Genomic DNA, 24,364 nt, shown 5'->3' on the forward strand with positions numbered 1-24,364 from the left:
ACTACTTTATCTTGTAATTGTGCACTTATCGTGCAGATATTGTTTGTTCACAGTATTATCAAAAGTTTTCGATCTTTAACACATCACAAAAAACCAGCCGCTCCAGCGGCTGGTTTCTCTTTATGCTTGCTCAGGCGGTTCACCAATGACGCGTACTTCGCGTTCAAGCTCAACATCAAACTTTTCTTTTACCGTTCTTTGAACGTGGTGAATCACATCCAAATAGTCTGTTGCTGTGGCATTATCGATATTTACAATAAATCCTGCATGCTTTTTAGAAACTTCCGCCCCGCCGATTCGTGTCCCTTGAAGCTCAGAGTCCTGAATCAATTTACCTGCAAACAGACCAGGAGGACGCTTGAACACACTACCACAAGAAGGGTATTCAAGCGGCTGTTTCGTTTCACGTTTTTCAGTTAAATCATCCATGATCGCTTTGATTTCATGATAGTCGCCATCTTTTAAAGAAAAAGTTGCTTCTAAAACAAGTAAACCTTTTTCTTCAACGTTACTATGACGATAAGATAAATCAAGTTCATTAGCGGTTAATTTGATTAACTTTCCTTCTTTTGTAACAGCGAGAACACTTTCGAGACAATCGGCTATCTCTCCACCGTAAGCCCCTGCGTTCATATATACTGCTCCTCCAACAGAGCCTGGTATGCCACAAGCAAACTCAAGACCGCTTAATTTGCAATCACGCGCAAATTCAGATGCATCAATAATGCGAGCGCCTGCTTGAGCAATCACTTTTTTGTCTTTTTGATCAATCGACTTTAAAGAGGATAAGTTCAAAACAATGCCACGAATACCGCCATCTTGAATGATGACATTCGACCCTTTACCGAGTATTGTTAAAGGATAGTTTTGTTGATAAGCATATTCTACCGCTGCTCTTGCATCTTCAATCGTGTTAGGGAAAACAAGAACATCTGCACATCCCCCCATCCTTGTATAGGTATGGGCATTTAAAGGCTCATTTATTTTTAATTCCGCTTCTGGCAAAATTGAGCGGAGTTCATTTATTACATTTTGATTATCCATAGGCTACCTCGCTTATAAAACAAGTTCTTTTTGGTGTCATTTCATTCTGTCACATATTCAAACACATTTAAAATAATAACACAACTGCCGTTTGAATATGATCTTTTTGACAAAAGAAGCTACTATTTTCATAAGAATTTTACGCTAAAGATATAGAAAACAAGATTATTTATTGCCGAAAAAGCCTTGATTTACAAAAAATCGGGCGGGATCATTCTTAAAATGTTTCGATGTTTTATTACATGCAGAAGTCTCTTTTTTTGTGCCATTTTCACATTGTTTCTATCGTTATTGCCAATAGACTATAGGCCTATTCTCTTTTTGAAATGGTTTTTTTACTGAAGGGCTCACTCGAATGAGCAAAAAATCGTGAAATCAACAAAATATGCTACATACCCTTTGAAATAGAAAACGGAGAGGGTTATCCTCTCCGTTTAAACGTAGTCTATGCTTTTGTCCGATATGACGTATTGTTTTTCTTTAACGAGTCATCTGAGCCAAACAGAAAATGTTTTTCCATATTTGGAGAGTAAATTGAATTCACTGCTGTTCTCCCGACTGTTTCAGCTACTTCTCTAAGCATGCTTGGGGAAGCACCACAGCATAGTCCAAAATAATTTACGCCGATGCTTTTGGCTTCTTTTGCCCATTCAGCTAGTTCATAACGGTTGCAATAAAGTGGATCGAGAGATGTTGGAAAGGTTGTCTCTGTAGGTAATGTACAGGCACATCCACCATCAGGTAAGTTAAAAAATGTTGGATGTTCTTCTGTGGTGCGATAAGGAATGGGAAGTGCGCCAACATATCCAGTAACAGAATGCCTAATTTTCTCGATGTATGGCTGCATGGTAGCTGGTCCTCGGAAGCAGTTCATACCAACAACTAAAGCGCCTTGTTCTTCTAATAACCGGCAAGCTTCCTCTACGGTGTAGCCGTCTCTTAAAATGTTTTCACTCATTAGTCCAAGTGTAATCACAGCTTCAAGGCCTTGCTTATGAATTTCTTCTAACGCTATTTTCGCTTCTTCATAATAGTAAAAGGTTTCTCCATTGATGAAATCAACGCCTTCTTCTTTACTCCACTTCACCATTTCAGCAAACATGGAACGAATTTGTTCTTTACTGTCTTCATCTTCAGGGTCAAATAAATTTGTGTTTGATATATTGCCTGCCACAAGGGCTTCTTCTTCAGGATGTTCTTTTGCTACCTCTTTTGCAAGACGGATGGCTTGTCGATTGAGGGGTTCGAGTAAGTCTTCTTTTCCGATAATCCTCATTTTTTCTCGATGGCCATTATACGTAAAAGCAAGCACGACGTCTGAACCTGCTAGCATATAGTCACGATAGGTTTGTTTCAAAGCATCAGGGTTATCTAGGGCAACTTCTGGCACGAACGATCCTGCTTGAAGGTAACCTCGTCGTTCTAATTCAAACAGATACCCTTCCCCGCAAATCACTGGGCCATCCTGTAATCGTTCTTGTAGTGTTCTTTTCATGTGTAACAGCTCCTCTTCTGAATAAAATAAAAAACCCTCTTCTTAAACAATAAGAAGAGGGTTTGCTAACAGTATCCTCCTCTTATCTTCCAGATGACATCATCTGTAGGATTTGGCACCAACTTCAACTGTAGTTGAAAGGTTGCCGGGCATCACAGGGCCTATTCCCTCCGCCGCTCTTGATAAGAGTGTTGATTTAATTTTTGAACATGTTTGAAATTATAGACCTGGTAAAATGAAATGTCAATGTTTTATCTGATAATTATGAAATGTCAGGATGATTGTCCGTTTTTTAATCGGTAGATGCGATCTTCTCGTCCAAGTGGCTCCACTGACATTGTTCCAGAAGCTACAAAAGAATCGAGATAAGTGCAAACTGAATAGTAAATTTTCGGTTTCTTTGTCGTGTAACGCTTGTCTTGAACTTTTCCTTCTTTGATCAGGAGCTCACAAATCATCAAGGCACTTTCTGTGCCTTGTTGAATATAGACGTCTATCGCTTCCTGAGTTGGAAAAGAAAGGTCTCCTACAAAAAAAGTTTCTTTTGGTTTCTCGCTTGTTTTTTCTGATGAAGGTTCTTGAAGTTCCTCAGCGAACAAATCAAAGGAGCCTTGTAAATCTTCTTGAGGTAACGTTTGTTTAGGTTGTTGCATGTCTTCTTCTTTCTCTACCGGGATATCTAGAGTCTTTAACGTATTGCTGCCTCTTTGTAGCGCTTCTTTTTCTTCACGGTAACCCCTGATTAAACTGTTTAACCGTTTTTCTTGTCGATCAAGTAACGGGAGTTGTAAAGAAAGTGGCTCTTTTATATCGGTTGGTAGCTTCAAACCTTCAGGGATGTCATATGTAGGAGAGCCATTTTGCTTTTTTAATAAGAGTTCATCCAATTCATAATCAAATTTTGTAAAACCTTGTACAACTTCTCTTACGATGCTAGCGGGTAAGCCAGTGTGTTCTTCGAAATGGTTAATTCCAAAACGACGCACTTCTCCTGTTTTCACATGTCGAACAACATATTGATAGCGTAATGCACGACCACATTCGCATTTTACATCTTCTGAAACAGCACCTGCATCAAGGTAATCGTCTAGTATCCAATCGTCAAGCAACATTCCAATTTCCTCATCAGTAGCTCCGTTTGGAATCATTCTTCCTTTACTTTGAGCAATCACATTCGCAAACGCTGTTTTTTTACCTCGTTTAAGAATATTCATCACATAGAATTGCTGATTTTTTGTGAGCTCTTGATATAATTCATCTCTTTGAGAGTTTGTTAGGGTTGTGGTCATATAAATCCCTCTCTATATAATAGTACCGCCATTATAACAGGAGAGTTGAATAATGGTAACTACAACATCATGATTTTTATAAGAAAACTCGCCAACCCTAAAGGGGTGGCGAGTTTTCTTAAGATTTTATCGATTCCATAGACGTACGGCAGCAATTTCAGCCATATGTTCAAGTGCATTCGAATTTTTTTCTTTCTTCTGTTTCGTAAAGTCCAGTTTATATGTTGCAAAGCCATTTTCTGCTTCACTCAAAAACTGGATGGTTTGAAATTCATTAGCATAATCTTTTGCTTGCAGGGAAGATTCGAACGTCACGTTCAAGTTTTTCTTGTTTATGGTCTCAAAAGTCCAGTTTCCGTCTGCTGAAGGATTAATCGTTTGTTCTGCTAGAATATAGTCAATCAAAATCTGTCTATTTTCATCAGGTGAATCAATGACTACATTAGAACCATCCAAGTGTGGAAAGTGACCTCCACCAGTCGCTCGATAATTATTTGTTGCGACTAAGAACGTCATGTCTTCCGTTACTTTTTGACCATTATAGGTCAAGTCTTTGACGCGATTCGCGTTTGCATTCACAACATTTCCATTTCGATCGTATTTCGCAGGCTCTGTGACATCAATTTGATAGGTCACTCCGTCTATTACGTCAAAATTGTAAGAAGGGAAGTCCAAATTAATCAATGGCTGCTCTTGTGACTCTTTTTTGTCTATTAGATTAAATTGCCCGGCTGACATTTCAATCCAGTCCTTTAGCTCTGACCCGTTTAACAAAACGGCTTTAAGCGTATTGGGGTAAACATATAGATCAGCTACGTTCTTAATCGCAAGATCCCCGGCAGGAATGTCCGTATAATAAGACGAACCTCCACGACCGCCAGCTTTGAAAGGAGCGCCGGCAGATAGTACAGGGATCCCTTCGTATTCAGTTCCTTGAATATGGTTTTCTACATACCATTTCTGAGCGTTTGTCACGATTTGAATAGATGGATCATCTTTTACTAAAGCAAAATAACTTGTTATCGGCGAAGTCGTTTTGCCAACAGCGGTTCGAACATAGTCAATAGTAGCCTCGTGTTCTTCTTTTACTGCATTTAGAATGTTCTCGTCAGCAGTTACAAGAGAAGTCTTCGTCTCTTTGTCATATATAGGACGAGCCACTGATTCAGAAGAATTCACTGTCCATTTTCCATTTTCTTCGGTTAATTGAAGATCTATGATACCCAAATGATCTCCCCAGTACCCCGGTTCCACGGAAGGCACGCCATTGATCGTTCCTTTTGTATTATCTACTCCTTCTACTCCCTCAAAGCTGCTTCCTGGAAAAACTTTATGAGCATGTCCAAAAAGAATCGCATCAATCCCATCTACATTGCTTAAGTAATAAACCGCGTTTTCATCATTTCCTTCAGGTGCAGCCTTTTCGAATCCTGAATGAGGGATCGCAACAATGATATCCGCTCCTTTGGCTTTCATTTCAGGAACGTATTTATTCGCAGTTGCAATGATATCTTTTACGATCACTTTTCCTTCAAGATTAGCTTTATCCCATTGCATTACTTGAGGAGGTACGAATCCAATCACACCAACATTTAGCTGACGTTCTTCACCAGATTCATCTGTCACGGTTTTATTGAGAATTTTATACGGGGTAAAATAGTTTTGATCATTTGTTGGATCATTGTCATGATCATCTATGTAGACGTTTGCATTGATATACGGAAAGTTTGCACCCGACAGACTTGTATGAAGAAAATCAAGTCCGAAGTTAAATTCATGGTTTCCGATGTTACCTGCATCATAGTCAAGAAGGTTCATTGCTTTATACACAGGATGAACCTCACCTTCCTGCAGTGGATCAATTTTTGCAACATAGTCCCCAAGCGGGTTTCCCTGTAGCAAGTCCCCATTATCAAAAAGCAGGCTGTTTTCCACTTCATGTCGTGCATTATTAATTAAAGTAGCTGTTTTTGCTAATCCAAACTCATCTGTTGATTGATCCTTGTAATAATCATAATTAACGATGTTGGTATGAAGATCAGTTGTCTCTAAAATACGTAAATTCACTTTTGCATTTGACGCTTCTGCCGGCGACGGTGTAAATGCGCTGCATGCTAGTCCTATTGCTAAAGATGCGGTAATAATTGGTTTTACGTTCATATGTATCCCCCTTTTATAATAAAAACCTAAAAGCCCAACAATAGTTTACAATGTTTCTGTATTAGTTGTTTGCTTTATAATTAAAAAAATTGTAAATCATTCAAAATAGTGCCATAGAACTGGGTGGATAGACACGATTTTCGAAGGGGAAAAGTGTCCGTTTAAAAAACAATTCCTTTAATAGAGATCGGTCTATCTTCATAAAAAGGAATCAATTAGTCTGATTAATTTCTTTCAGGCATAAAAGTTAATGATCCTCGAGCACCAACCACCACTCTTTTTGCGGCAATTTCTCCACCAACTTCATAAAATAAATACAACTTCTCATCTTTCACTTCGCCTCTTAGATAGGTAGCTGCTGGATAAAGATCCTTTAAGTTCTCAATTGTATAAACTTTGACGCGTTCTCCTGTTTGATCATATACCTCTAGCATCGTAATTTGATCATTTTTCTTTAAAATATAAATATCATTATATCCAGATTTGACGCTTGTATTTTCTCCAGTCACCTCAAAGGGTGTACTTTCACGTTGAAAATCTGTATAGAGTCCTGAACTAATCCAGACGCACAGTAAAACAATAACCATCATAAATCCTTTCATTTGCCCTCTCCTTACACACGATTTGAATGCTTACATGAGCTGTTCTTCTATTAGTGTATGGATTGAAATCGTGTTGGTGTAACCCCCCCTTAAGACATAAAAAAAGACGCCACCATTTTTGGTGAGCGTCTTTTTATTCGTGCTATTTCCCTGCATTTTCTAGTTTCTTCACTTGCTTGCTTCGAAGCTGACCGCAAGCTGCGTCAATGTCTGTTCCGTTCTCATGACGAATCACGCAATTAATGCCGTTCTTCTTAAGCGTATCATAGAACGCAAGAATCGATTCTTTTTCACTACGCTGATACGAATGATCATCCACGGGATTGTATGGAATCAAGTTTACGTAAGAAAGATGACGTTTGTCAGCGAGAAGTTTCGCAAGCTGCTTCGCTTCTTCCACATGATCGTTAACGTCTCTCAACATAATATACTCAAACGTAATTCTACGGTTGGTTTTTTCGAGATAATAATCGATCGCAGGCATCAGTTTTCCAAGTGGATAAGCTTTATTAATTTTCATAATCTTGGTTCGAAGTTCATCATTAGGTGCGTGAAGTGAAATTGCAAGGTTCACTTGAAGATCTTCGTTCGCAAAATCGTAAATTTGCTTCGCAAGTCCACTTGTTGAAACCGTGATATGGCGAGCGCCAATGCAAAGACCTTTTTGAGAATTAACGATACGAAGGAAGTCCATCATATTATCGTAGTTATCAAATGGTTCGCCGATTCCCATTATAACAATGTGACTTACGCGTTCTTCATTAGCCTTCTCATCAAGAGCATGTTGCACGTTCATGATTTGTTCAACAATTTCTCCGCTTGTCAGGTCACGGCTTTTCTTAAGAAGTCCACTTGCACAGAAGGAACAACCGATATTACAACCAACTTGTGTGGTGACACAGACAGATTGACCGTAGTGGAATCGCATAAGTACCGTTTCAATAACGTTTCCGTCTTGTAATTTAAACAAGAACTTGATCGTACCGTCAGATGATTCCTGCTTGATTTCTTGCGTTAACGTCTGGATCGCAAAGTTTTCTTCTAGTAGTTTGATACAGTCTTTGTTTACATTATTCATTTGAGAAAATTCTTTAACACGCTTTTTATAAAGCCAATCCCATACTTGGGAGGCACGGAATTTTTTGTGACCACGTTCAAGCAACCATTCAGTTAGCTGATCAAACGTTAATCCGTATATTGATTCTTTCATTTATAACCCTCTTTTCAATTCTTAGCCATTCATTCTAATACTACTAGAAGTATAACCAAGTCGCAACCGCTTAGTCTATAATCGTAATATCAATTCTAGGAATTAATAGAACTCATATATAGAAAACGACCTTCCTGATTAGGAAAAGTCGCCTGCTCTTTAAAGTAATGGAATAAAAACGAGAATGAGAAGATCGAATAAAATATGGGATAGGAGCGGCACCCAGAAGTTTTTCGTTTTTTCATATAACCACCCCCACGCCATTCCGCCTCCAATTGCGGCCGCAACCAATAAATAGGCATCTGAGTACAGATGGGCTGTCGCATATAAAATGGTTGCAATGAGTATGGTGTCTCCCTTTTTATACCGTTTCAATTGTTGCTGGATATACCCTCTCCAGTAAATCTCTTCCCCTGGAATGACCACCAGAACAAGACTAATAAAATGCCAGGCTTTAACAGGTTCAACAACATTGTAAAACCGCTCCATGTCTTCGAATAATGAGGGATATATCCACTTGATTCCTTCTATTCCAATATACGAAAGCACATAAAGCAATATGGCGCTAATCAGGATATATAACCAGTGGTTAATGGTTATTTTTTGAAATGACAGCGTGCCTGTTTTCACACTGAGGAAAATTAAAATCGCAAGTGTAACTGTAAAAACGGGCCAGAACGTTCCAGGATAGTGAACAAAACTTAAAAATAGCAGGATATGTGCTAATAAAAGTGTGCTAACGATTATGATTTTTTGGTTCATGCGTTCATCATCCTATCTTGTTGGCCATTTTTCTTCATCGTACCCTGAATGTACCGAACGCATGCCAAAATGAACAACCTGGATAGGTTACGATGTGCTAAAAAAGCTAGCAAAGTTAGCTAGCTTTTTTCTTACTTGCTTTGTGTTTTGCATTTTTCTTGAATGACAGCTAGAGCACTTTCTTTGTCCGGCTGATCACTTTGGTGCCAGCGAATTTTTCTTCCAAATTCGTCCGCCTTCGCATATGCATAGATTTTACCTTCGTATTCCGCCACGCTAATTTCCCAATAATACGTCACTTCTGCCCCAGTAGGCTGGGTAACGTCAACAGGATAGAAAAAGTAATCGACTTTTTTTAACATAATATCAGCTCCTTCATTATTGATTCAAAGCTATTTTAACAGATTTTCTTTTCCTAGTTTGTTTTAAAGTGTGAGGTTTGTCACTTAATGTTTAGGTGATTTTAGATAAGCTATATGTGAAAGAGATCACATTAACCTCATAGAAAAGGTGAGAAAAATGAATGGACTCCAACTTTTTGCGGCATTAACGCCGATTCTTGCGGTATTTATCTTGCTTGTCCTACTACGCCTTCCGGCTACTACAGCTATGCCAGGAAGTTTACTACTTACTGCAATCGTAGCTTTTTTTATTTGGAAAATACCAGTTATACAAATTGTGGCAGCTTCTATGGAAGGGCTGATCATTGCTTTATCGATTATCTGGATTGTATTTGGAGCGATTCTGCTTTTAAATACGTTACGAAACAGTGGTGCGATTGATGCGATTCGAGCGGGATTTATGGGCATATCGATGGATCGTCGGGTTCAACTCATTATTATTTCCTGGTTGTTTGGTGCATTTATTGAAGGAGCAGCAGGGTTTGGTACCCCAGCTGCAATTGGTGCTCCGCTTCTAGTTGCTCTTGGATTCCCTCCCCTTTCCGCCGTTACGATGGCGCTTATTGCAGATAGTAGTCCTGTATCATTCGGAGCGGTAGGAACACCTATTATCGTTGGTGTAGATCAGGGGCTTAGACAGGGACCAGCCATTGCAGATCAAGTAGCAACTTCTATTGGTAGTCAGTCAATGGGAGAGTACCTTCAGGCCATTACGCAAAGTGCTGTCATGATTGATCTTTTTGTCGGCACGTTAATTCCTTTAATCTTAGTGATGATGTTAACGCGCTTTTTCGGTGAAAATCATTCTTGGAAAGAGGGGCTCTCTATATGGAAGTTCGCCTTATTTGCTGGGTTTAGCTTTACCGTACCTGCTTTTATCGTAGCTACTTTTCTAGGACCTGAATTCCCATCGATTATTGGTGGGCTTGTTGGTCTTTCCATCGTGATTCCCGCTGCCAAAAGAGGGTTTCTTCTTCCTAATAAGCCATGGGATTTCAATCATGTAGACCAAACGAACTTGAAGCCTCACCATTCTCTCTCATTAGGTTTAGCGTGGATTCCATATTTGCTCGTTGCGGTTTTATTAGTACTTACGAGGTTAGATTTCCTTCCGATAAAAGGATGGCTCCGGTCAGTTAAGATAGGCTGGCAAGACATTCTCGGAACGGAGATCAGTACTTCTTTTGAACCTTTGTACTTACCTGGAACTATTTTCATCGTTGTTATCGTCGTTACCATTTTTCTGCATAAAATGACACGAACAGCTGTTACAAATACGATAATGGATTCCATCAAAACAATGATTGGGACAGTCATTGCGCTTGGAACAGCGGTTCCTATGGTTCGTATTTTCATCAACTCTGGTATGAATGGTTCTGACCTTATGAGCATGCCAATGGAGCTTGCGACACTAGTTGCAAACGCTGTTGGGGACGCATGGCCACTTGTTGCTCCGTTTATCGGTGCGCTCGGCTCATTTATTTCAGGAAGTGCAACCTTTAGCAATATGATGTTCTCCCTTTTTCAATTTAGCGTAGCGGATCAGCTTCAAATGAATGAACAGCTCGTCCTCGCATTTCAAGTATTAGGGGCTAATGCAGGGAATATGATTTGCGTTTTAAACGTTGTGGCAGCTGCTTCTGTTGTTGGGATGATTGGAAAAGAAGGAACGATTATTCGGATGACGATGGGTCCGATGTTGTTTTATGTGGTTGCTTCTGGTGTGCTTGGTTGGATTGCAATTATGGTTTTGTAATATAATAAACAAATGAGCCGACGGCGTATGCCATCGGCTCATTTGTTTATCCAAGATTCTCAACATCCCAGGTTCTTATGGAATAGAATCCTTCGTCAATTTTCTCTTTTTCATTGCAAAGTGTTTCAACTAATTCTTTTGGAAACCGCTGCATGGAAGCGTGATCGATTTCCACTCCATTGTAACCACTATAAACAGGTACAGTAACGATTTGTTTTTCAAATGTATCAAAACAGTGTAAACAGAGGAAACCTACGCTTCTCATTCGATAGGAAAACATGATTCGATAACGAGAATCTTCCATCCTCTTCCCTCCTACTAACCAATTCTAGTAATTAGTATGACCAACTAATCCCGCTGACATACGTGTCGATGAGCGGATTATTTTCTATTACAAGACGCCCCTGATAGAATTGAAATTGGGTTTTTATTGAAGTGAATAATCTATTAAATAGAAAGAAGATGAACGTATGTCTGAACAAACGAAAAAACAATTAAAAGATATTTCATATTCTGTCCTTGATTTAGCACCCGTTAAAGAAATTGGGGCGATATCGGATGCTCTACATCGATCAAGAGACTTAGCTCAACACGTCGAAAAATTAGGCTACAATCGTTTTTGGCTTGCAGAACATCACAATATGCCTTTTATCGCAAGCTCTGCTACGTCAGTCGTCATTGGACATGTCGCTGCGGGAACGTCTACTCTTCGCGTCGGTTCAGGGGGCGTGATGCTTCCGAACCATTCCCCACTTGTTATTGCGGAACAATTTGGAACACTAGAATCACTCTTCCCAGGTCGAATTGATTTAGGGCTAGGACGCGCCCCAGGTACTGACCAGCGAACTGCATTCGCCTTAAGACGAGGACAAGGATCAATGGGACAGGACTTCCCAGATCTACTCGGTGAACTACGATCCTACTTCGATCCTACATTAAGTCAGGGTACTTCTCCTGTTCGAGCCGTTCCTGGTGAAGGGTTAGATATTCCTATTTGGCTACTTGGATCAAGTTTATATAGTGCTCAACTTGCTGGAGAACTAGGTCTACCTTATTCATTTGCTAGTCATTTTTCACCAAAAAATACTATAAGTGCTTTACAAACGTATCGAAGTCACTTTAAGCCTTCAAAAGTATTGGATGAGCCATATGCAATGGTAGGAGTCAATGTCATTGTTGCCGATACAGATGAAGAAGCAAATTTCCTTGCTACGACGCTTCAGCAACAGTTTCTTAACTTAATTCGCAATCACGAAGCACCGATGCAACCGCCAGTTGAAAAATTGAATGCGAGTGAATATGAATTAGCAGCGCTTCATCAACAACTTGCCACCTCTATTGTGGGTGGGCCGGAAACGGTTAAAAGAAAAATGCAAGAGTTCCTTGATGAAACGCAAGCTGATGAAATGATGGTGATTTCATCAATCTATGATCATGAGAAAAGGAAGAAGTCTTATAAACTGCTTTCAGATATAACGAAGGGTTAATTCTTTCAAAAGCCGGATTCGATGAATCCGGCTTTCTGATGAATGAAATGTCAGTGTTTAAAAGTGGATTCGTAGGAAACACGAACATAAAAGGAGTTCGCGTACAGTATTGTTAAGTTTTTCTTTGCAAGGATTTTGATATTGGTTTATAATACCATTCATAACCGAATTCGCATCGTCACTCATATAACCGCAAGAATATGGCTTGCAAGTTTCTACCGAGTCACCGTAAATGGCTCGACTATGAGTGGGCAACCTTCTATGGTCGCTTCTCTTTTTAATGAAAAGCCCGGGGGATATTTTGCTCACTCTTTAGTGGGTAAGATGTTCTGCGGGTTTTTGTATTAATTAGGAGGAATCGCTATGGAAAATTTAAAAAAGAAAATCCTACAAGAAGGCATCGCACTATCTGATCAGGTATTAAAAGTTGATACTTTCCTTAATCATCAAATCGACCCCGTTTTGATGAAAGAAATTGGAGGAGCGTTTGCATCTCGTTTTGCTGAAGCTGGAGTGACGAAAGTGGTGACATTAGAATCTTCAGGGATTGCACCTGCCGTATTCACTGCTCTTGAACTAAACGTACCTCTCATTTTTGCAAGAAAGAAAAAATCCCTTACTCTTCAGGATGATTTATTAACTGCCGAAGTGTATTCATTTACAAAACAAGAAACGAGTTCTATTTCGATTTCTAGTAAGTTTCTATCCGATCAAGATCGTGTTTTAATCATTGACGACTTTCTAGCGAATGGACAAGCTGCAGAAGGCTTATTAAAAGTGGTTGAAGCATCAGGTGCAACCACAGCTGGTATCGGGATTGTCATTGAAAAAGCCTTCCAAGAAGGTGGAAAACGTTTGAGAGAGAAAGGTCATCGTGTTGAGTCGCTTGCTAAGATATCAAGCTTAGAAGTCGGCAAGGTAACATTTGCTGAGGAGGAAGCGATGCATGAATCTATTTAAATATACTTCTCTTGGGATCCAACATGTTCTTGCTATGTACGCAGGAGCGGTAGTTGTTCCACTTATTGTGGGTGGTGCACTTGGCCTAACTGGGACTGATTTAACCTATCTCGTTTCAATCGATATTTTCATGTGTGGTATTGCAACCATTTTACAAGTTTGGAAGAATCGTTTCTTCGGAATAGGTCTTCCTGTCGTGCTGGGTTGCACATTCACCGCTGTTGGACCTATGATTGCGATCGGAGGACAGTACGGGATTACAGCGATATACGGTGCTATTCTTGCAGCAGGACTATTTGTCGTTCTTATTTCTCCTGTATTTAGTAAATTAATTACCTTCTTCCCTCCCGTCGTGACAGGTTCTGTCGTCACAATCATCGGAATTACGCTCATACCGGTGGCAATGGGGAACATGGCTGGTGGAGAAGGCGCAGATGATTTCGGTTCGATCCGTAATCTTACACTTGCGTTAGGTACCTTGCTTTTTATTATTGTGCTTACACGACTTTCAAAAGGTTTCATTCGATCAATTGCTATCTTAATTGGTCTTTTGATTGGAACCATTGTAGCCAGCTTTATGGGGATGGTGGATTTATCTCCAGTTAAAGAAGCTTCGTGGTTTCACTTGATTGAACCTTTGCACTTTGGCCTACCCACTTTCGAACTCACCGCCATTCTTACCATGATCTTAGTCGTTTTAGTTAGTCTCGTTGAATCAACTGGTGTCTACTTTGCGTTAAGTGATATTTGTGACGAAGAACTTTCAGAGAAAGATGTGGAAAAAGGCTATCGTGCAGAAGGTTTAGCCATTGTTTTGGGCGCTTTATTTAACGCATTTCCATATACTACTTATTCACAAAATGTTGGTTTAATCCAACTATCTGGTATTAAAAAGAAACAGGTCATCTATCTTGTTGGAGGGATGCTGGTTGTTTTGGGGCTTGTTCCTAAAATGGGTGCTCTTACAACAATTATTCCTGTACCTGTTCTTGGTGGAGCCATGCTTGTTATGTTCGGAATGGTAATGTCCTATGGCATAAAAATGCTTACGCGTGTTGATTTTAGTTCAGAAGAAAATCTATTCATTATCGCGTGTTCGATTGGGATTGGCTTAGGTGTAACAGCAGCTCCTACTGTGTTTGATCGATTGCCATCAAGCATTCAAATTTTAACAGACAATGGGATTGTCGCAGGAAGTGTGACAGCGATCACGTTAAACCTTATTTTTCATGTGAAGCCAAAAAGAAAAGCGATACAAAATCGCGTAATAGAATCCAAAGCTTCATAACAAAGAAGCACCTGCCGATTCATTTCGACAGGTGCTTTAGTTTATTTAATCGATTTATATGGTTTATTATCAACGCTAATCATTGGGCTTCGAGAACGGTTCGTAGCGATGATATAGATTGCTGCAACTCCAATGAGGGTAGCGATCATCGTGCCAAGATTGAAAATGCCTTTTTCTGATGTCCACACAATGGAATAACCGAGTGCGCCTGCCATAGTTGCATAATAGACAAAGGGGATAAGCGTTTTCCGGATAACGTCCCCTTCCTTCCCTACTAATCCTACAACAGCGGAAGCCGCAACGACGTTATGAACGCAGATCATGTTCCCAGCCGCTCCTCCTACAGCTTGTAGCGCGACAATCCACGGAGCATCTACACCTATTTGAGCCCCTACATCATACTGGAATAAAGAAAACATCATATTACTAACCGTATTACTACCGGCTATGAAGGCACCAATCCCTCCAATAAATGAGGCAAAGAGAGGCCAAAAATCACCTGTTAGAGCTGCCACACCGTTAGCAAGTTCGAGAGGCATTTTATCAAATCCTGCCCCTCCGCCACCGGAATTTAAGAATACTTGAACCATTGGAACGGTGAAAACAAGGGCAGTTGAAGCGGCGATCATCGTTTTACCTGAATGTTTCCATGCTCGTACATAGGCTGTCGGATTCATTTGATGAATGACAAATGTAATCAGTGAGACAAGGATAAAGATCGTACCTGGTAAGTAAAGTGGTTGGAAGCTTGCTGAGATCTCAGTACCGAAAATATTAGGTATTGAAACCGTCCAAGCTTGAAACCAATCAATTAATGGTAGCGCTTTCAATCGGGTTGCTACGAGTAGTAAACCAACTAGAATATATGGGGTCCACGCACGTACCATCGACATATGTCCACTCTTATGAGCTATATCTTTAATTTCAATGCTTCCTGACCAGGAAGGATCCCAGTTTGCTTTATCTTCAAAATCCCAATGCTCCTCTTTAGGTGGCATGAGAAATCCTTTTTTTGCTGCTGTAACAACGATAGCGAGTCCAACTAGTCCGCCTATCATAGATGGAAATTCAGGACCCAGGGTATTTGCAACAATAACGTATGGAATTGTCATAGCGAAAGCAGCAAACAAAGCAAATTTCCAAACTTTAATGCCTTCACGGAAGGATTTGTTTTTACCAAAAAAACGAGTCATAAGTGCGACAACAAATAAAGGGATGAGTGTACCTACGATCGCATGAAGAATGGCGACCCGCCCTCCTACCATCGTAACAAGGGCAAGGAAATTATTTGTGATGTTTGCATCAGTAGCAAGCCCGGATTGAACACCGACAAGAATTGGGGTGCCAACTGCACCAAAAGAAACAGGTGTGCTCTGAATGACCATACCTGCAATAACGGCAGCCATAGCAGGAAATCCAAGCCCAACAAGTAGCGGCACAGCTACGGCTGCAGGTGTACCAAAACCTGCAGAGCCTTCAATAAATGAACCAAACAACCATGCGATGATAATGACTTGAATGCGGCGGTCAGGTGATATCCCAATAAATCCCTCTCGAATTGTTTTAATTCCACCACTTTCTTGTAGTGTATTCAAGAGTAGAATCGCTCCGAAAATAATATACAGTAAAGTAGCGGCAACAACTAATCCATTAATGGATGCTGCTGCTACGGTAGCACCCGGAACTTTCCACACAAATAGAGCTAGTACAACTGCAACGATATAGGAGACCGGCATTGCCTTACTTGCAGGCCATCGTAAACCTACAAGGAAGATTCCTACTGCAGCAATCGGGAGTAACGATAGAACTGCTAATAAACCTGTACTCATAGCTCATCCTCCACTTTTTATATTTGATAACGCAACGTACTTCTCCTTTCTTCCATCAATGCTGCCTATTCTCATAAGTTGTATGTAATCTGTTTGCAAGATAAAAATTCCTTAGGTAACTTTAGTTAAAGAAATGCCTCTGGTTATACGTGAGTGCGAGAAGAGGCATGCTTGAACGTATTCGTTAGAGAACCAATCTCATCGATGGCACATTCAATGCGATCATCGTCTTTTACAAAATGTGCTCCAATAGGACTTCCTGTAAGAATCACGTCTCCAGGGTGTAACGTCATAATTGTTGTGAGATAAGCAAGCATTTCTTTTATGGGCACAATCATCCATTGAGTCGGACTGTTTTGTTTCACTTCACCATTTACCTTTGCTGTTACGTGAATAGCATATGGGTCTAATTCTGTTTCAATGACGGGCCCAAGGGGGGTAAATGTGTCGAATGATTTTCCAAGTGTCCAGTGACCATTTTCATGAAAAAATTGAGGAGCTGTTACATCGTTTCCGACAGTGTAGCCAAAAACATAATCTAGTACGTGCTCTTTTTCAATATTCTTAGCTTCTTTCCCAATGACTACGGCGAGCTCAGATTCAAATTTTACATCGTTCAGTTGATCTGGAATGATAACCTCTTCATTAGGGCCAATGACTGAAGTTGCTGGCTTGAAGAAAAACACTGGCATTTCAGGAATTTCATCAGGGAGTGCTAGTTTGTTTTCAACGTAGTTCGCTCCAATTCCTATGATGTTCTTTGGTGTAATTGGAGCAAGTAGTTTGATGTCATCTAATGAAACCTTCTCGCTAGTATAGGACCAATTTGTAAGAGGGTCACCTTCAATAATCGTGACACTGTTCTTCTCGATGACACCAAAATGAGTCTTATCCTTGTAGGTGAATTTTCCGAATTTCATTTTAATCGCTCCTTTATATTGGTTTAACTACCTTCTTAATATCCATACACTTGCTTGGAGTTGGGAAAAGCTTTCCTTGATTCAATAAATTATCTGGATTAAATACGTCCCTGATGGCGGTTTGAGCTTCAAGTTCATCATCGCTAAAAATAAATCGCATTTCTTCTTTTTTCTCTATTCCAACTCCATGCTCACCCGTAATGGATCCTCCGGCATCTGCACAGGCTTTCAGGCATGCTGTACCCGCAAGTAAAGCCTTTTCTGTTTCTCCCTCAATCCGAGAATCAAACAGGATAAGTGGATGTAAATTGCCATCTCCTGCATGAAAAATATTAGCTATGCGAAGGTTGTACTTCTTGTTGATAGCCCTGATTTCTTCAAGTACTTCAGGAAGCTTACTTCTTGGAATAACACCGTCCTGAACAAGATAATCTGGCGAAATGGCTCCCATTGCTCCAAAACCTGTCTTGCGGTTTGCCCACCAGCGACCGCGTTCCTCCTCATCACGTGCGACTTTGACGTCACGTACATGATGATTCTCACAAACTGACAAGATCTGTTCAATTTGTTCAGCGATTCCTTCAGCGACCCCATCTACTTCTATTAATAGTAGGGCTTCAATATCAGGGGGGTGTCCAACGGGAAAAGCCCCTGCTTCCACCCCTTCAATCGCGGTTTGATCCATCATTTCGAGCGCAGCAGGGATAATACCTGCTGAAATAATGTCAGAAACGGCCTGACTTCCATCTTCTACTCGATTAAAATAAGCCAGGACCGTTTTCTTTGATTCAGGGTTTTTAAGAATGCGGACAATGATTTTTGTCACAATCCCTAATGTGCCTTCTGAGCCTGTTAGAATGCCAAGAACATCGTATCCTGGGGTATCAAGAACGCCGTTTGGACTGATTTCTATCACTTCTCCATCTGGAAGCACTACCTCGAGACCAAGAATATGATTCGTCGTCACTCCGTATTTCAGACAGTGTGCCCCACCAGCATTCTCCGCTACATTTCCACCAATGGTACAAACGTATTGACTAGAAGGATCGGGTGCATAGTAATATCCTTTATGAGAAATAGAGTTTGTTAGTTTTAAATTTACAAATCCAGGTTGAACAACTGCCTTTCTGTTTTCATAATCGACACTTAAAAGGTTTTTTATTTTGACTAGGCTAATGATCACTTCATTGTTTAGGGGAATCGCTCCTCCACTCAGTCCCGTACCTGCACCACGAGCAAGAAAAGGGATGGTATGATCAGCACAATATTTAACAGCGGCAGCTACTTCTTCTGTATTTTTCGGGAAAATCACAGCTTTAGGCATCGCTTTATGAATCGTAAAACCATCACAATCGTAGGATAATAGATCTTCTTTATGATGAAGAATGGATTTAGCGCCTACAATTTTTGAAAGAGCAAGAATGTCAGGATCGATTTTCTCTTTCTTCTTTCTCGCTAATAACACCAGCTTTCACTCCCTTCTTTGCATCTGCTTGATAGGCCCAATCAAGCAACTGAACAGTGTGTACAATTTTTCCGCCACGGCCGTATTTTTGAACCCCAATTGCCATTTGAAGCATACATCCCGGATTCCCCATCGAAATCATTTCAACGTCGTTGGGTATATTTTCCATCTTTCTTTCTAGTACAGCGGAAGCCATTTCTGGATTTGTAATATTATAGATTCCGGCACTGCCACAACAGGTATCGGCATTTGGCTGTTCAACATAGTCAACGCCTGGAATATCTTTTAATAATTGTCGTGGTTCGTGTCGAACACCTTGCCCATGAGCAAGATGACAGGCATCGTGATAGGTAATCCGTTTGTTGATTGCGCTTTGTGGCTTCTCATATCCTGTATCGTAGAGATACTTTGAAATGTCCTCTACCTTTTTAGAAAACGCTTCTGCTCTTGCTTTCCATTCTGGATCATGTCGGAATAGCTCCGGATACTCCTTCAATGCACAACCGCATCCTGCAGCGTTAACGACGACTTTCTGGGCATCTTGAAAGGCTTCAATATTTTGTTTCGCAAGTTTCTTTCCGGTTTCTCGGTCGCCTGCATGAATGTGCAAGGCACCGCAACACGTTTGGTTTTTAGGAAGCACCACATCATTTCCGTTATGGATAAGAACGTTAATGGTTGATTGGTTAATGTCACTAAACATCACATCCATGATACAACCCTTCAGCATCGCAACTTGTGCTTTCGGCGTCCCTTTCGCAGGAATGACATCCACATTTTTATACCTTTGGTGAGTCGATCGGTGTATTTCAGGCATAATACTTTCCATTTCGACAAGATGATTAGGCATCATACGAAGCACTCCAGTCGATCGAACCGCTTTTTGGAGACCGCTCTTTTGATAGAATTTTAATAATCCGCCTGCTGCTTGAAGACGACTTTGATGTGGAAATATCCCTTTTAAGAAGAAGCTACTGACTACTCGCTTAACACCTTTTAACGGCATGGCCTGTCTTACCTGACCACGTGCTTCTTCAATCAAACCACCAACATCCACGTCTGCTGGGCATGCGGTTGTACATGCTCGGCAATCGAGGCATTGAAAGACGGGATCCATAAATTGTTCATTTACCTCTAGCTTACCTTCTGCAACCGATTTAATGAGGTGAACCCGTCCTCGCGGTGAGTGTTGTTCCTGACCTGTTTCTAAATAGGTTGGACATGACTCAAGACACATCCCACAATGAACACAGTCTGCCCACTTCTCCTCATCTGGATGATCCTCCCACAGGTAATTACTTAAACTGTTAGATGAACAAGGAGGTGAGTTCTTCAATAGCTCTTTTTCTTTTAAACTCATCCTATATTCCTCCTATGAAACGCTGTTCATTCAGCGTGTTTTTTGGATCAATCTTTTGTTTAATTCCTCTCATTAAAGTGAGAGGACCTTTAAGTTGTCCCCAGACATTTACCTGTTTTCTAAGTGCTAAAGGAAGGTGTTTTACGATTCCGTATCCACCATGCTCTTCAGAAAATGTTTGGATAGACCGTATGGATTGAACGACATTTTCAGGTAATCCAGAGATCATAAGCGTACTAAGTCCATGTCCTGCTCCAGCGTGCACAAAAATTTCGACGTTACCTTCAAAATTCAATCGATCACATTCCTGCAGGAGTGGGAATACTCCCATATTGGTGGTTCCGATTTTTAAAACACCAGAAGTCGTATCTTGAAAATCGTTTTGACTGTTTGGTGTTAACTCATTAAATGTTATCCAGAAGTCTTCAGTATGATTGATCACTTCCATTATGGCTTCTGTTGGTTTGTTTTCATCAATCCATGCTTCTTGAAAAAGGACTGCTTTTTTTACATCTTCAAGTGCAATGATTAAATGATACTCCTCTATTTGAAACAAGTTTTTGGATAGCTTTGGATTCAAGAGTTCAAGAGAAACTGGTTCGATCATAGAATCCTGTATATGTGTAAGGAATGCTTTCAAATCATGAAGGGCTTCGTCTTGCACACGTAACGTGACAACGCTTGAATATTTTGGAAGCGGACGTAGCTTTAATGTGATTTCTGTAATAACCCCAAGTGTTCCCATGGCGCCAATAAACAATTTGTTCATATCGTAGCCAGCCACATTTTTCACTACTTTTCCGCCTGTACGAATGACTTTACCATCAGGATAAACAACGCGCATTCCGATAACGTGATCCCGTGCAGCCCCATATTTCAAGCGTCTCGGACCACTATCATTGGCACTTACGACTCCACCGATTGTCGAAGCTGAGGAGTGAGCTGGGTCTAATGGGACCATTTGATTGTACTGCTTCAAGAAGTGTTGAAGAGTCTGCATGGTCGTACCAGGTTTAACGGTTACGGTCATATCTCCAGCTGTATGTTCAACAATACCGGTTAATTTTTTTAGAGAAAGAGTAAAGTCGTAATCAGACTTTATCCCGCCGTATCCGAGTTTAGTACCGCCGCTTACAATAGAGAGTTTCTGTCCGTCTTTGTTTGCTTCCTTTACAATCATTGCCACTTCTTCTTCCGACTCTGGATAAACGATATGAGACGTCATATTGCCAAATCGGTTTGCCACTTTGGTTAATGAACCTTCTACCAGTATTTCGTCCAAATTCTCCCCTCCCTTCAAATTGTTTCAATAAATTCAGAGCGAATCGAGAACCCTTTTCTCATATGTTTTTTTACGTAGGATAAGTGAAGAAGCATGGCTTCGTTAGCACCAGAAGCGTCTTCGCAAACAATCATATCCATGATCAGTTCATGCTGATGGTGGATGTCATGAATGAGTTCAGGTTTTGAAGCAATTAAGCAATGAAAATCAGCCATTGATTTAGCCATTGTGGAGGAGATTGATTCAAGTAATTCTTGTAAAATGCTATTTCCTGAAGCTTTAGCAATTGCCATATGAAACTCACAATCATGATAGCCACTTTCATCATAATGACATTCGCTCATGTGATTGAGCGTTTTTCTCATGGCAATCAGATCCTGCTCTTTGCGATTTACTGCAGCCAGCTTAACAATACTCGTTTCTAGAATTTCTCTAACTTGAAAGAGAGATTCCAGCTCCTTCTGATGTGGCATCAACATATGTTGAAAATAACGTTTAGGATTGAAGCCTGTCACAAATGTCCCCTCACCCTGTCTCGTTTCCACCAATCCTCTTCCTTTTAGCGTTGTCAGGGCGTCACGTACAGCTGAACGGCCGACATCAAGAAAATCGCAAAGTTCCCTCACAGAAGGTAGCTTATCGCCCTCTTTGTAACTCCCTTCTTTAATTAGCTTTATGATTTGTTCTTCTACTTTCTCAGATATTTTTTGAGAAGAAATACGTTTAAATTCCAAAATAAGAACCACCTTTCAGAGATCACATATCTGACAAGTTAAAATATAATTTTAGATTTTTCAGTTAATTTAACGTAAAAAGAGTGCAAAAGTAGCCGATGGCCACTTTTGCAAGATCAATTACTTATTGGCATATAATTTTGCTTTTGCTTCTTGTCGACGTTTATGCAAAATAGGCTCTGTATATCCGCTTGGCTGCTCCAATCCTTTGAAAACCAGCTCGCAAGCTGCTTGAAATGCAACCGAACCATCAAAATTATCAGCCATTGCTCGATAATCTGGGTCACTTGCATTTTGTTCGTCTACAACCTTTGCCATTCGTTTCATCGTTTCGACTACCTGTTCTTCAGTACAAATGCCGTGATGTAGCCAATTCGCCATATGTTGACTTGAGATTCGAAGGGTTGCGCGATCTTCCATCAGTTCAATATTACGAATATCAGGAACTTTAGAACAACCTACTCCGTGTTCTACCCAACGAACGACGTATCCAAGGATACCTTGCGCATTATTATCAAGCTCTTCTTGAATTTCTTCTTTACTCCAATTTCGATCTTTTAATGGTACCTGTAGGATATCATCTTGATAGGTTAAAGTGGTTTTGGCTAATTCACTTTGAATAGAAGGAACATTCGCTTCATGGTAGTGAAGTGCATGAAGCGTAGCTGCAGTTGGTGAAGGTACCCAAGCTGTATTAGCTCCTGCTTGTAATTGGCTTCCTTTCTGAGCTAACATATCTGCCATCAAGTCTGGCATCGCCCACATGCCTTTCCCGATTTGTCCTACACCGGAAAAGCCAGTTTTCAATCCTTGTTGTACATTTGATTTTTCATAGCTTTGCAACCAAGTAGCGTTCTTCATTTCATTTTTACGAATAACCGGTCCTGCTTCCATGGAGGTATGAATTTCATCTCCTGTACGGTCTAGGAAACCAGTATTAATAAAGACAACGCGCTCTTTCACTTCTTGAATGCAATTTCGTAAGTTAAGGGTTGTGCGACGTTCTTCATCCATTACACCTATTTTCATTGTGTTTCGCTCTAATCCTAGTAAATCTTCTGTTCGATTAAATAATTCATTGGCAAAGGCTACTTCTTCTGAACCGTGCATTTTAGGTTTTACAATGTAAATGGAACCTTTAGAAGAATTTTGAAATTTGCTATTCTTGAGAACATCATGCTTTGCGATAAGCCCTGTGATGACTGTATCCAGTATACCCTCTGGTACTTCGTTACCTGATTGGTCAAGTACGGCATTTGTTGTCATTAAGTGACCAACATTACGGGCAAACATGAGCGAACGGCCACGAAGTGAGAATTCTTTTCCGTCAGGTGAAAGATATTCACGGTCAGGATTCAGTTTTCGTGAAATCGTCTTTTTTCCTTTTGAAAAGGATGCAACGATGTCACCTTTAATTAAGCCGAGGAAATTCCGATAGACAAGTACTTTATCCTCCGCATCTACTGCAGCAACTGAATCTTCAAAATCCATAATCGTAGTAATAGCGGATTCTACATAGACATCTTTAATACCAGCTGGGTCAGTTTTACCGATAGGATTCGATGGATCAATTTGAATTTCAAGGTGAATGTCGTTGTTTTTCAATAGAATAGCAACAGGATTACTTTCACTACCTTGATACCCAACGAATTGATCCTGATTTAATAAAACGCTTTCATTACTGTTCGAAAAATGTACTTTAAGCATCCCTTGCTCAATCGAAAACTGCTTTATATCAGAATAGCTTTGTTCTTTTAAAGGCACTGCTGAATCAAGAAAACGTTTTGCGTAAGCAATGACTTTCTCTCCACGAACTGGATTATAGCTACCAATTTTGTCTGCTCCGTTTTCTTCACTAATTGCGTCTGTTCCATATAAAGCGTCATAAAGGCTTCCCCATCTTGCGTTCGCAGCGTTAATGGCATAACGTCCATTGTTTACTGGTACAACGAGTTGGGGTCCAGCCTGTACAGCTATTTCCTCGTCTACATTTTGAGTTGTTATTGTAAAGTCGTCCGTTTCCTTTTCAAGATAATTTAGTTGTGTTAAAAATGTTTTGTATTCTTGGAATTTGTACTCAGGATTGGCTTGATGCCATTCGTTTATTTTTTGTTGAAGTTCATCACGAATTGTAAGTAGCCTTTTATTTTTAGGAGAGAGGTCTTTCACAATATCACCGAAACCATTCCAGAATTGATCACTAGAAACGTCTGTTCCTGGAATAACTTCGGAATTAATAAAGTGATAGAGTTCAGTGGCAACTTGTAAAAAGCCGATCTTCGTATACTTTTCCATCGTATTTCCTCCTTATAAAGATAAC

The 24,364-nt window shown here is 40.3% G+C and carries 20 protein-coding genes and 2 riboswitches; of the genes, 4 read left to right on the forward strand and 16 right to left on the reverse strand.

Features of this window, described 5'->3' with window-relative positions; all coding sequences use genetic code 11:
- Positions 1–120: 120 nt before the first annotated feature.
- From murB to PQ511_RS14470, 8 genes are all read right to left on the reverse strand, one after another.
- Positions 121–1,044, reverse strand: a complete 924-nt coding sequence (murB, locus tag PQ511_RS14435) for a UDP-N-acetylmuramate dehydrogenase (protein ID WP_273852600.1) — start codon at positions 1,042–1,044, stop codon at positions 121–123.
- Between the two features lie 445 nt (positions 1,045–1,489).
- Positions 1,490–2,539 (reverse strand): homocysteine S-methyltransferase family protein, encoded by a 1,050-nt coding sequence (locus tag PQ511_RS14440; protein ID WP_273852601.1) that lies wholly within the window; start codon positions 2,537–2,539, stop codon positions 1,490–1,492.
- A 79-nt stretch (positions 2,540–2,618) separates the two neighbouring features.
- Positions 2,619–2,728: riboswitch (SAM riboswitch) on the reverse strand.
- 83 nt (positions 2,729–2,811) lie between these two features.
- Positions 2,812–3,828, reverse strand: coding sequence for a DUF3895 domain-containing protein (locus PQ511_RS14445; protein ID WP_273852602.1), 1,017 nt, complete (start codon positions 3,826–3,828; stop codon positions 2,812–2,814).
- A gap of 126 nt (positions 3,829–3,954) precedes the next feature.
- Positions 3,955–5,988 carry a bifunctional 2',3'-cyclic-nucleotide 2'-phosphodiesterase/3'-nucleotidase gene (locus PQ511_RS14450; RefSeq protein ID WP_273852603.1) on the reverse strand — a complete coding sequence of 678 codons (2,034 nt, stop codon included), beginning with the start codon at positions 5,986–5,988 and terminating at the stop codon, positions 3,955–3,957.
- Positions 5,989–6,212: 224 nt separating this feature from the next.
- Positions 6,213–6,590 (reverse strand): hypothetical protein, encoded by a 378-nt coding sequence (locus PQ511_RS14455; protein ID WP_273852604.1) that lies wholly within the window; start codon positions 6,588–6,590, stop codon positions 6,213–6,215.
- A 142-nt stretch (positions 6,591–6,732) separates the two neighbouring features.
- Positions 6,733–7,800 carry a dual-specificity RNA methyltransferase RlmN gene (gene rlmN, locus PQ511_RS14460; protein WP_273852605.1) on the reverse strand — a complete coding sequence of 356 codons (1,068 nt, stop codon included), beginning with the start codon at positions 7,798–7,800 and terminating at the stop codon, positions 6,733–6,735.
- Between the two features lie 159 nt (positions 7,801–7,959).
- The gene (locus PQ511_RS14465) at positions 7,960–8,562 is read right to left on the reverse strand and encodes a CPBP family intramembrane glutamic endopeptidase (RefSeq protein ID WP_273852606.1); all 603 of its coding nucleotides are present in this window, start codon (positions 8,560–8,562) and stop codon (positions 7,960–7,962) included.
- Between the two features lie 131 nt (positions 8,563–8,693).
- On the reverse strand, positions 8,694–8,924 hold the full coding sequence (locus tag PQ511_RS14470; protein WP_159782655.1) for a hypothetical protein: 231 nt from the start codon (positions 8,922–8,924) through the stop codon (positions 8,694–8,696).
- 157 nt (positions 8,925–9,081) lie between these two features.
- Here PQ511_RS14470 and PQ511_RS14475 point away from each other — a divergent pair, with 157 nt between their 5' ends.
- On the forward strand, positions 9,082–10,719 hold the full coding sequence (locus PQ511_RS14475) for an L-lactate permease (protein ID WP_273852607.1): 1,638 nt from the start codon (positions 9,082–9,084) through the stop codon (positions 10,717–10,719).
- 46 nt (positions 10,720–10,765) lie between these two features.
- Here PQ511_RS14475 and PQ511_RS14480 read toward each other — a convergent pair whose 3' ends face one another.
- On the reverse strand, positions 10,766–11,023 hold the full coding sequence (locus tag PQ511_RS14480) for a hypothetical protein (protein WP_273852608.1): 258 nt from the start codon (positions 11,021–11,023) through the stop codon (positions 10,766–10,768).
- A gap of 166 nt (positions 11,024–11,189) precedes the next feature.
- Between PQ511_RS14480 and PQ511_RS14485 the strand changes: the two genes are divergently transcribed.
- From PQ511_RS14485 to PQ511_RS14495, 3 genes are all read left to right on the forward strand, one after another.
- Positions 11,190–12,206, forward strand: coding sequence for an LLM class flavin-dependent oxidoreductase (locus PQ511_RS14485; RefSeq protein ID WP_273852609.1), 1,017 nt, complete (start codon positions 11,190–11,192; stop codon positions 12,204–12,206).
- Between the two features lie 162 nt (positions 12,207–12,368).
- A riboswitch (purine riboswitch) is annotated at positions 12,369–12,470 on the forward strand.
- A 99-nt stretch (positions 12,471–12,569) separates the two neighbouring features.
- Complete coding sequence (locus tag PQ511_RS14490) at positions 12,570–13,166, forward strand: xanthine phosphoribosyltransferase (RefSeq protein ID WP_273852610.1); 597 nt, start codon at positions 12,570–12,572, stop codon at positions 13,164–13,166.
- Positions 13,153–14,454: a nucleobase:cation symporter-2 family protein gene (locus PQ511_RS14495; protein WP_273852611.1), complete on the forward strand. Its 1,302-nt coding sequence runs from the start codon at positions 13,153–13,155 to the stop codon at positions 14,452–14,454. Before PQ511_RS14490 ends, PQ511_RS14495 begins: the two co-directional genes overlap by 14 nt.
- 41 nt (positions 14,455–14,495) lie before the next feature.
- Here the strand turns inward: PQ511_RS14495 and PQ511_RS14500 are convergent, their stop codons facing one another.
- From PQ511_RS14500 to PQ511_RS14530, 7 genes are all read right to left on the reverse strand, one after another.
- Positions 14,496–16,283: an L-lactate permease gene (locus tag PQ511_RS14500; RefSeq protein WP_273852612.1), complete on the reverse strand. Its 1,788-nt coding sequence runs from the start codon at positions 16,281–16,283 to the stop codon at positions 14,496–14,498.
- 143 nt (positions 16,284–16,426) lie between these two features.
- Entirely contained in the window at positions 16,427–17,203 is a 777-nt protein-coding gene (locus PQ511_RS14505; protein ID WP_273852613.1) for a fumarylacetoacetate hydrolase family protein, read from the reverse strand.
- Positions 17,204–17,216: 13 nt separating this feature from the next.
- Positions 17,217–18,668 carry an FAD-linked oxidase C-terminal domain-containing protein gene (locus tag PQ511_RS14510; RefSeq protein WP_273852614.1) on the reverse strand — a complete coding sequence of 484 codons (1,452 nt, stop codon included), beginning with the start codon at positions 18,666–18,668 and terminating at the stop codon, positions 17,217–17,219.
- On the reverse strand, positions 18,628–20,028 hold the full coding sequence (locus tag PQ511_RS14515; RefSeq protein WP_273852615.1) for a (Fe-S)-binding protein: 1,401 nt from the start codon (positions 20,026–20,028) through the stop codon (positions 18,628–18,630). Before PQ511_RS14515 ends, PQ511_RS14510 begins: the two co-directional genes overlap by 41 nt.
- 1 nt (position 20,029) lies before the next feature.
- Positions 20,030–21,310: an FAD-binding oxidoreductase gene (locus tag PQ511_RS14520; protein WP_273852616.1), complete on the reverse strand. Its 1,281-nt coding sequence runs from the start codon at positions 21,308–21,310 to the stop codon at positions 20,030–20,032.
- A gap of 14 nt (positions 21,311–21,324) precedes the next feature.
- Positions 21,325–22,044, reverse strand: coding sequence for a FadR/GntR family transcriptional regulator (locus tag PQ511_RS14525; RefSeq protein ID WP_224593892.1), 720 nt, complete (start codon positions 22,042–22,044; stop codon positions 21,325–21,327).
- 120 nt (positions 22,045–22,164) lie between these two features.
- Positions 22,165–24,339, reverse strand: coding sequence for a malate synthase G (locus tag PQ511_RS14530; RefSeq protein WP_273852617.1), 2,175 nt, complete (start codon positions 24,337–24,339; stop codon positions 22,165–22,167).
- Positions 24,340–24,364 lie beyond the last annotated feature (25 nt).

The sequence above is a fragment of the Guptibacillus spartinae genome, assembly GCF_028610625.1.
GTDB lineage: Bacteria > Bacillota > Bacilli > Bacillales > Guptibacillaceae > Guptibacillus > Guptibacillus spartinae.

What these genes read in the sequence shown, in the direction of transcription:
- murB (WP_273852600.1), bottom strand. Translation starts at nt 1,044, where the DNA reads ATGGATAATCAAAATGTAATAAATGAACTCCGCTCAATTTTGCCAGAA.
- PQ511_RS14440 (WP_273852601.1), bottom strand. Translation starts at nt 2,539, where the DNA reads ATGAAAAGAACACTACAAGAACGATTACAGGATGGCCCAGTGATTTGC.
- PQ511_RS14445 (WP_273852602.1), bottom strand. Translation starts at nt 3,828, where the DNA reads ATGACCACAACCCTAACAAACTCTCAAAGAGATGAATTATATCAAGAG.
- PQ511_RS14450 (WP_273852603.1), bottom strand. Translation starts at nt 5,988, where the DNA reads ATGAACGTAAAACCAATTATTACCGCATCTTTAGCAATAGGACTAGCA.
- PQ511_RS14455 (WP_273852604.1), bottom strand. Translation starts at nt 6,590, where the DNA reads ATGAAAGGATTTATGATGGTTATTGTTTTACTGTGCGTCTGGATTAGT.
- rlmN (WP_273852605.1), bottom strand. Translation starts at nt 7,800, where the DNA reads ATGAAAGAATCAATATACGGATTAACGTTTGATCAGCTAACTGAATGG.
- PQ511_RS14465 (WP_273852606.1), bottom strand. Translation starts at nt 8,562, where the DNA reads ATGAACCAAAAAATCATAATCGTTAGCACACTTTTATTAGCACATATC.
- PQ511_RS14470 (WP_159782655.1), bottom strand. Translation starts at nt 8,924, where the DNA reads ATGTTAAAAAAAGTCGATTACTTTTTCTATCCTGTTGACGTTACCCAG.
- PQ511_RS14475 (WP_273852607.1), top strand. Translation starts at nt 9,082, where the DNA reads ATGAATGGACTCCAACTTTTTGCGGCATTAACGCCGATTCTTGCGGTA.
- PQ511_RS14480 (WP_273852608.1), bottom strand. Translation starts at nt 11,023, where the DNA reads ATGGAAGATTCTCGTTATCGAATCATGTTTTCCTATCGAATGAGAAGC.
- PQ511_RS14485 (WP_273852609.1), top strand. Translation starts at nt 11,190, where the DNA reads ATGTCTGAACAAACGAAAAAACAATTAAAAGATATTTCATATTCTGTC.
- PQ511_RS14490 (WP_273852610.1), top strand. Translation starts at nt 12,570, where the DNA reads ATGGAAAATTTAAAAAAGAAAATCCTACAAGAAGGCATCGCACTATCT.
- PQ511_RS14495 (WP_273852611.1), top strand. Translation starts at nt 13,153, where the DNA reads ATGAATCTATTTAAATATACTTCTCTTGGGATCCAACATGTTCTTGCT.
- PQ511_RS14500 (WP_273852612.1), bottom strand. Translation starts at nt 16,283, where the DNA reads ATGAGTACAGGTTTATTAGCAGTTCTATCGTTACTCCCGATTGCTGCA.
- PQ511_RS14505 (WP_273852613.1), bottom strand. Translation starts at nt 17,203, where the DNA reads ATGAAATTCGGAAAATTCACCTACAAGGATAAGACTCATTTTGGTGTC.
- PQ511_RS14515 (WP_273852615.1), bottom strand. Translation starts at nt 20,028, where the DNA reads ATGAGTTTAAAAGAAAAAGAGCTATTGAAGAACTCACCTCCTTGTTCA.
- PQ511_RS14530 (WP_273852617.1), bottom strand. Translation starts at nt 24,339, where the DNA reads ATGGAAAAGTATACGAAGATCGGCTTTTTACAAGTTGCCACTGAACTC.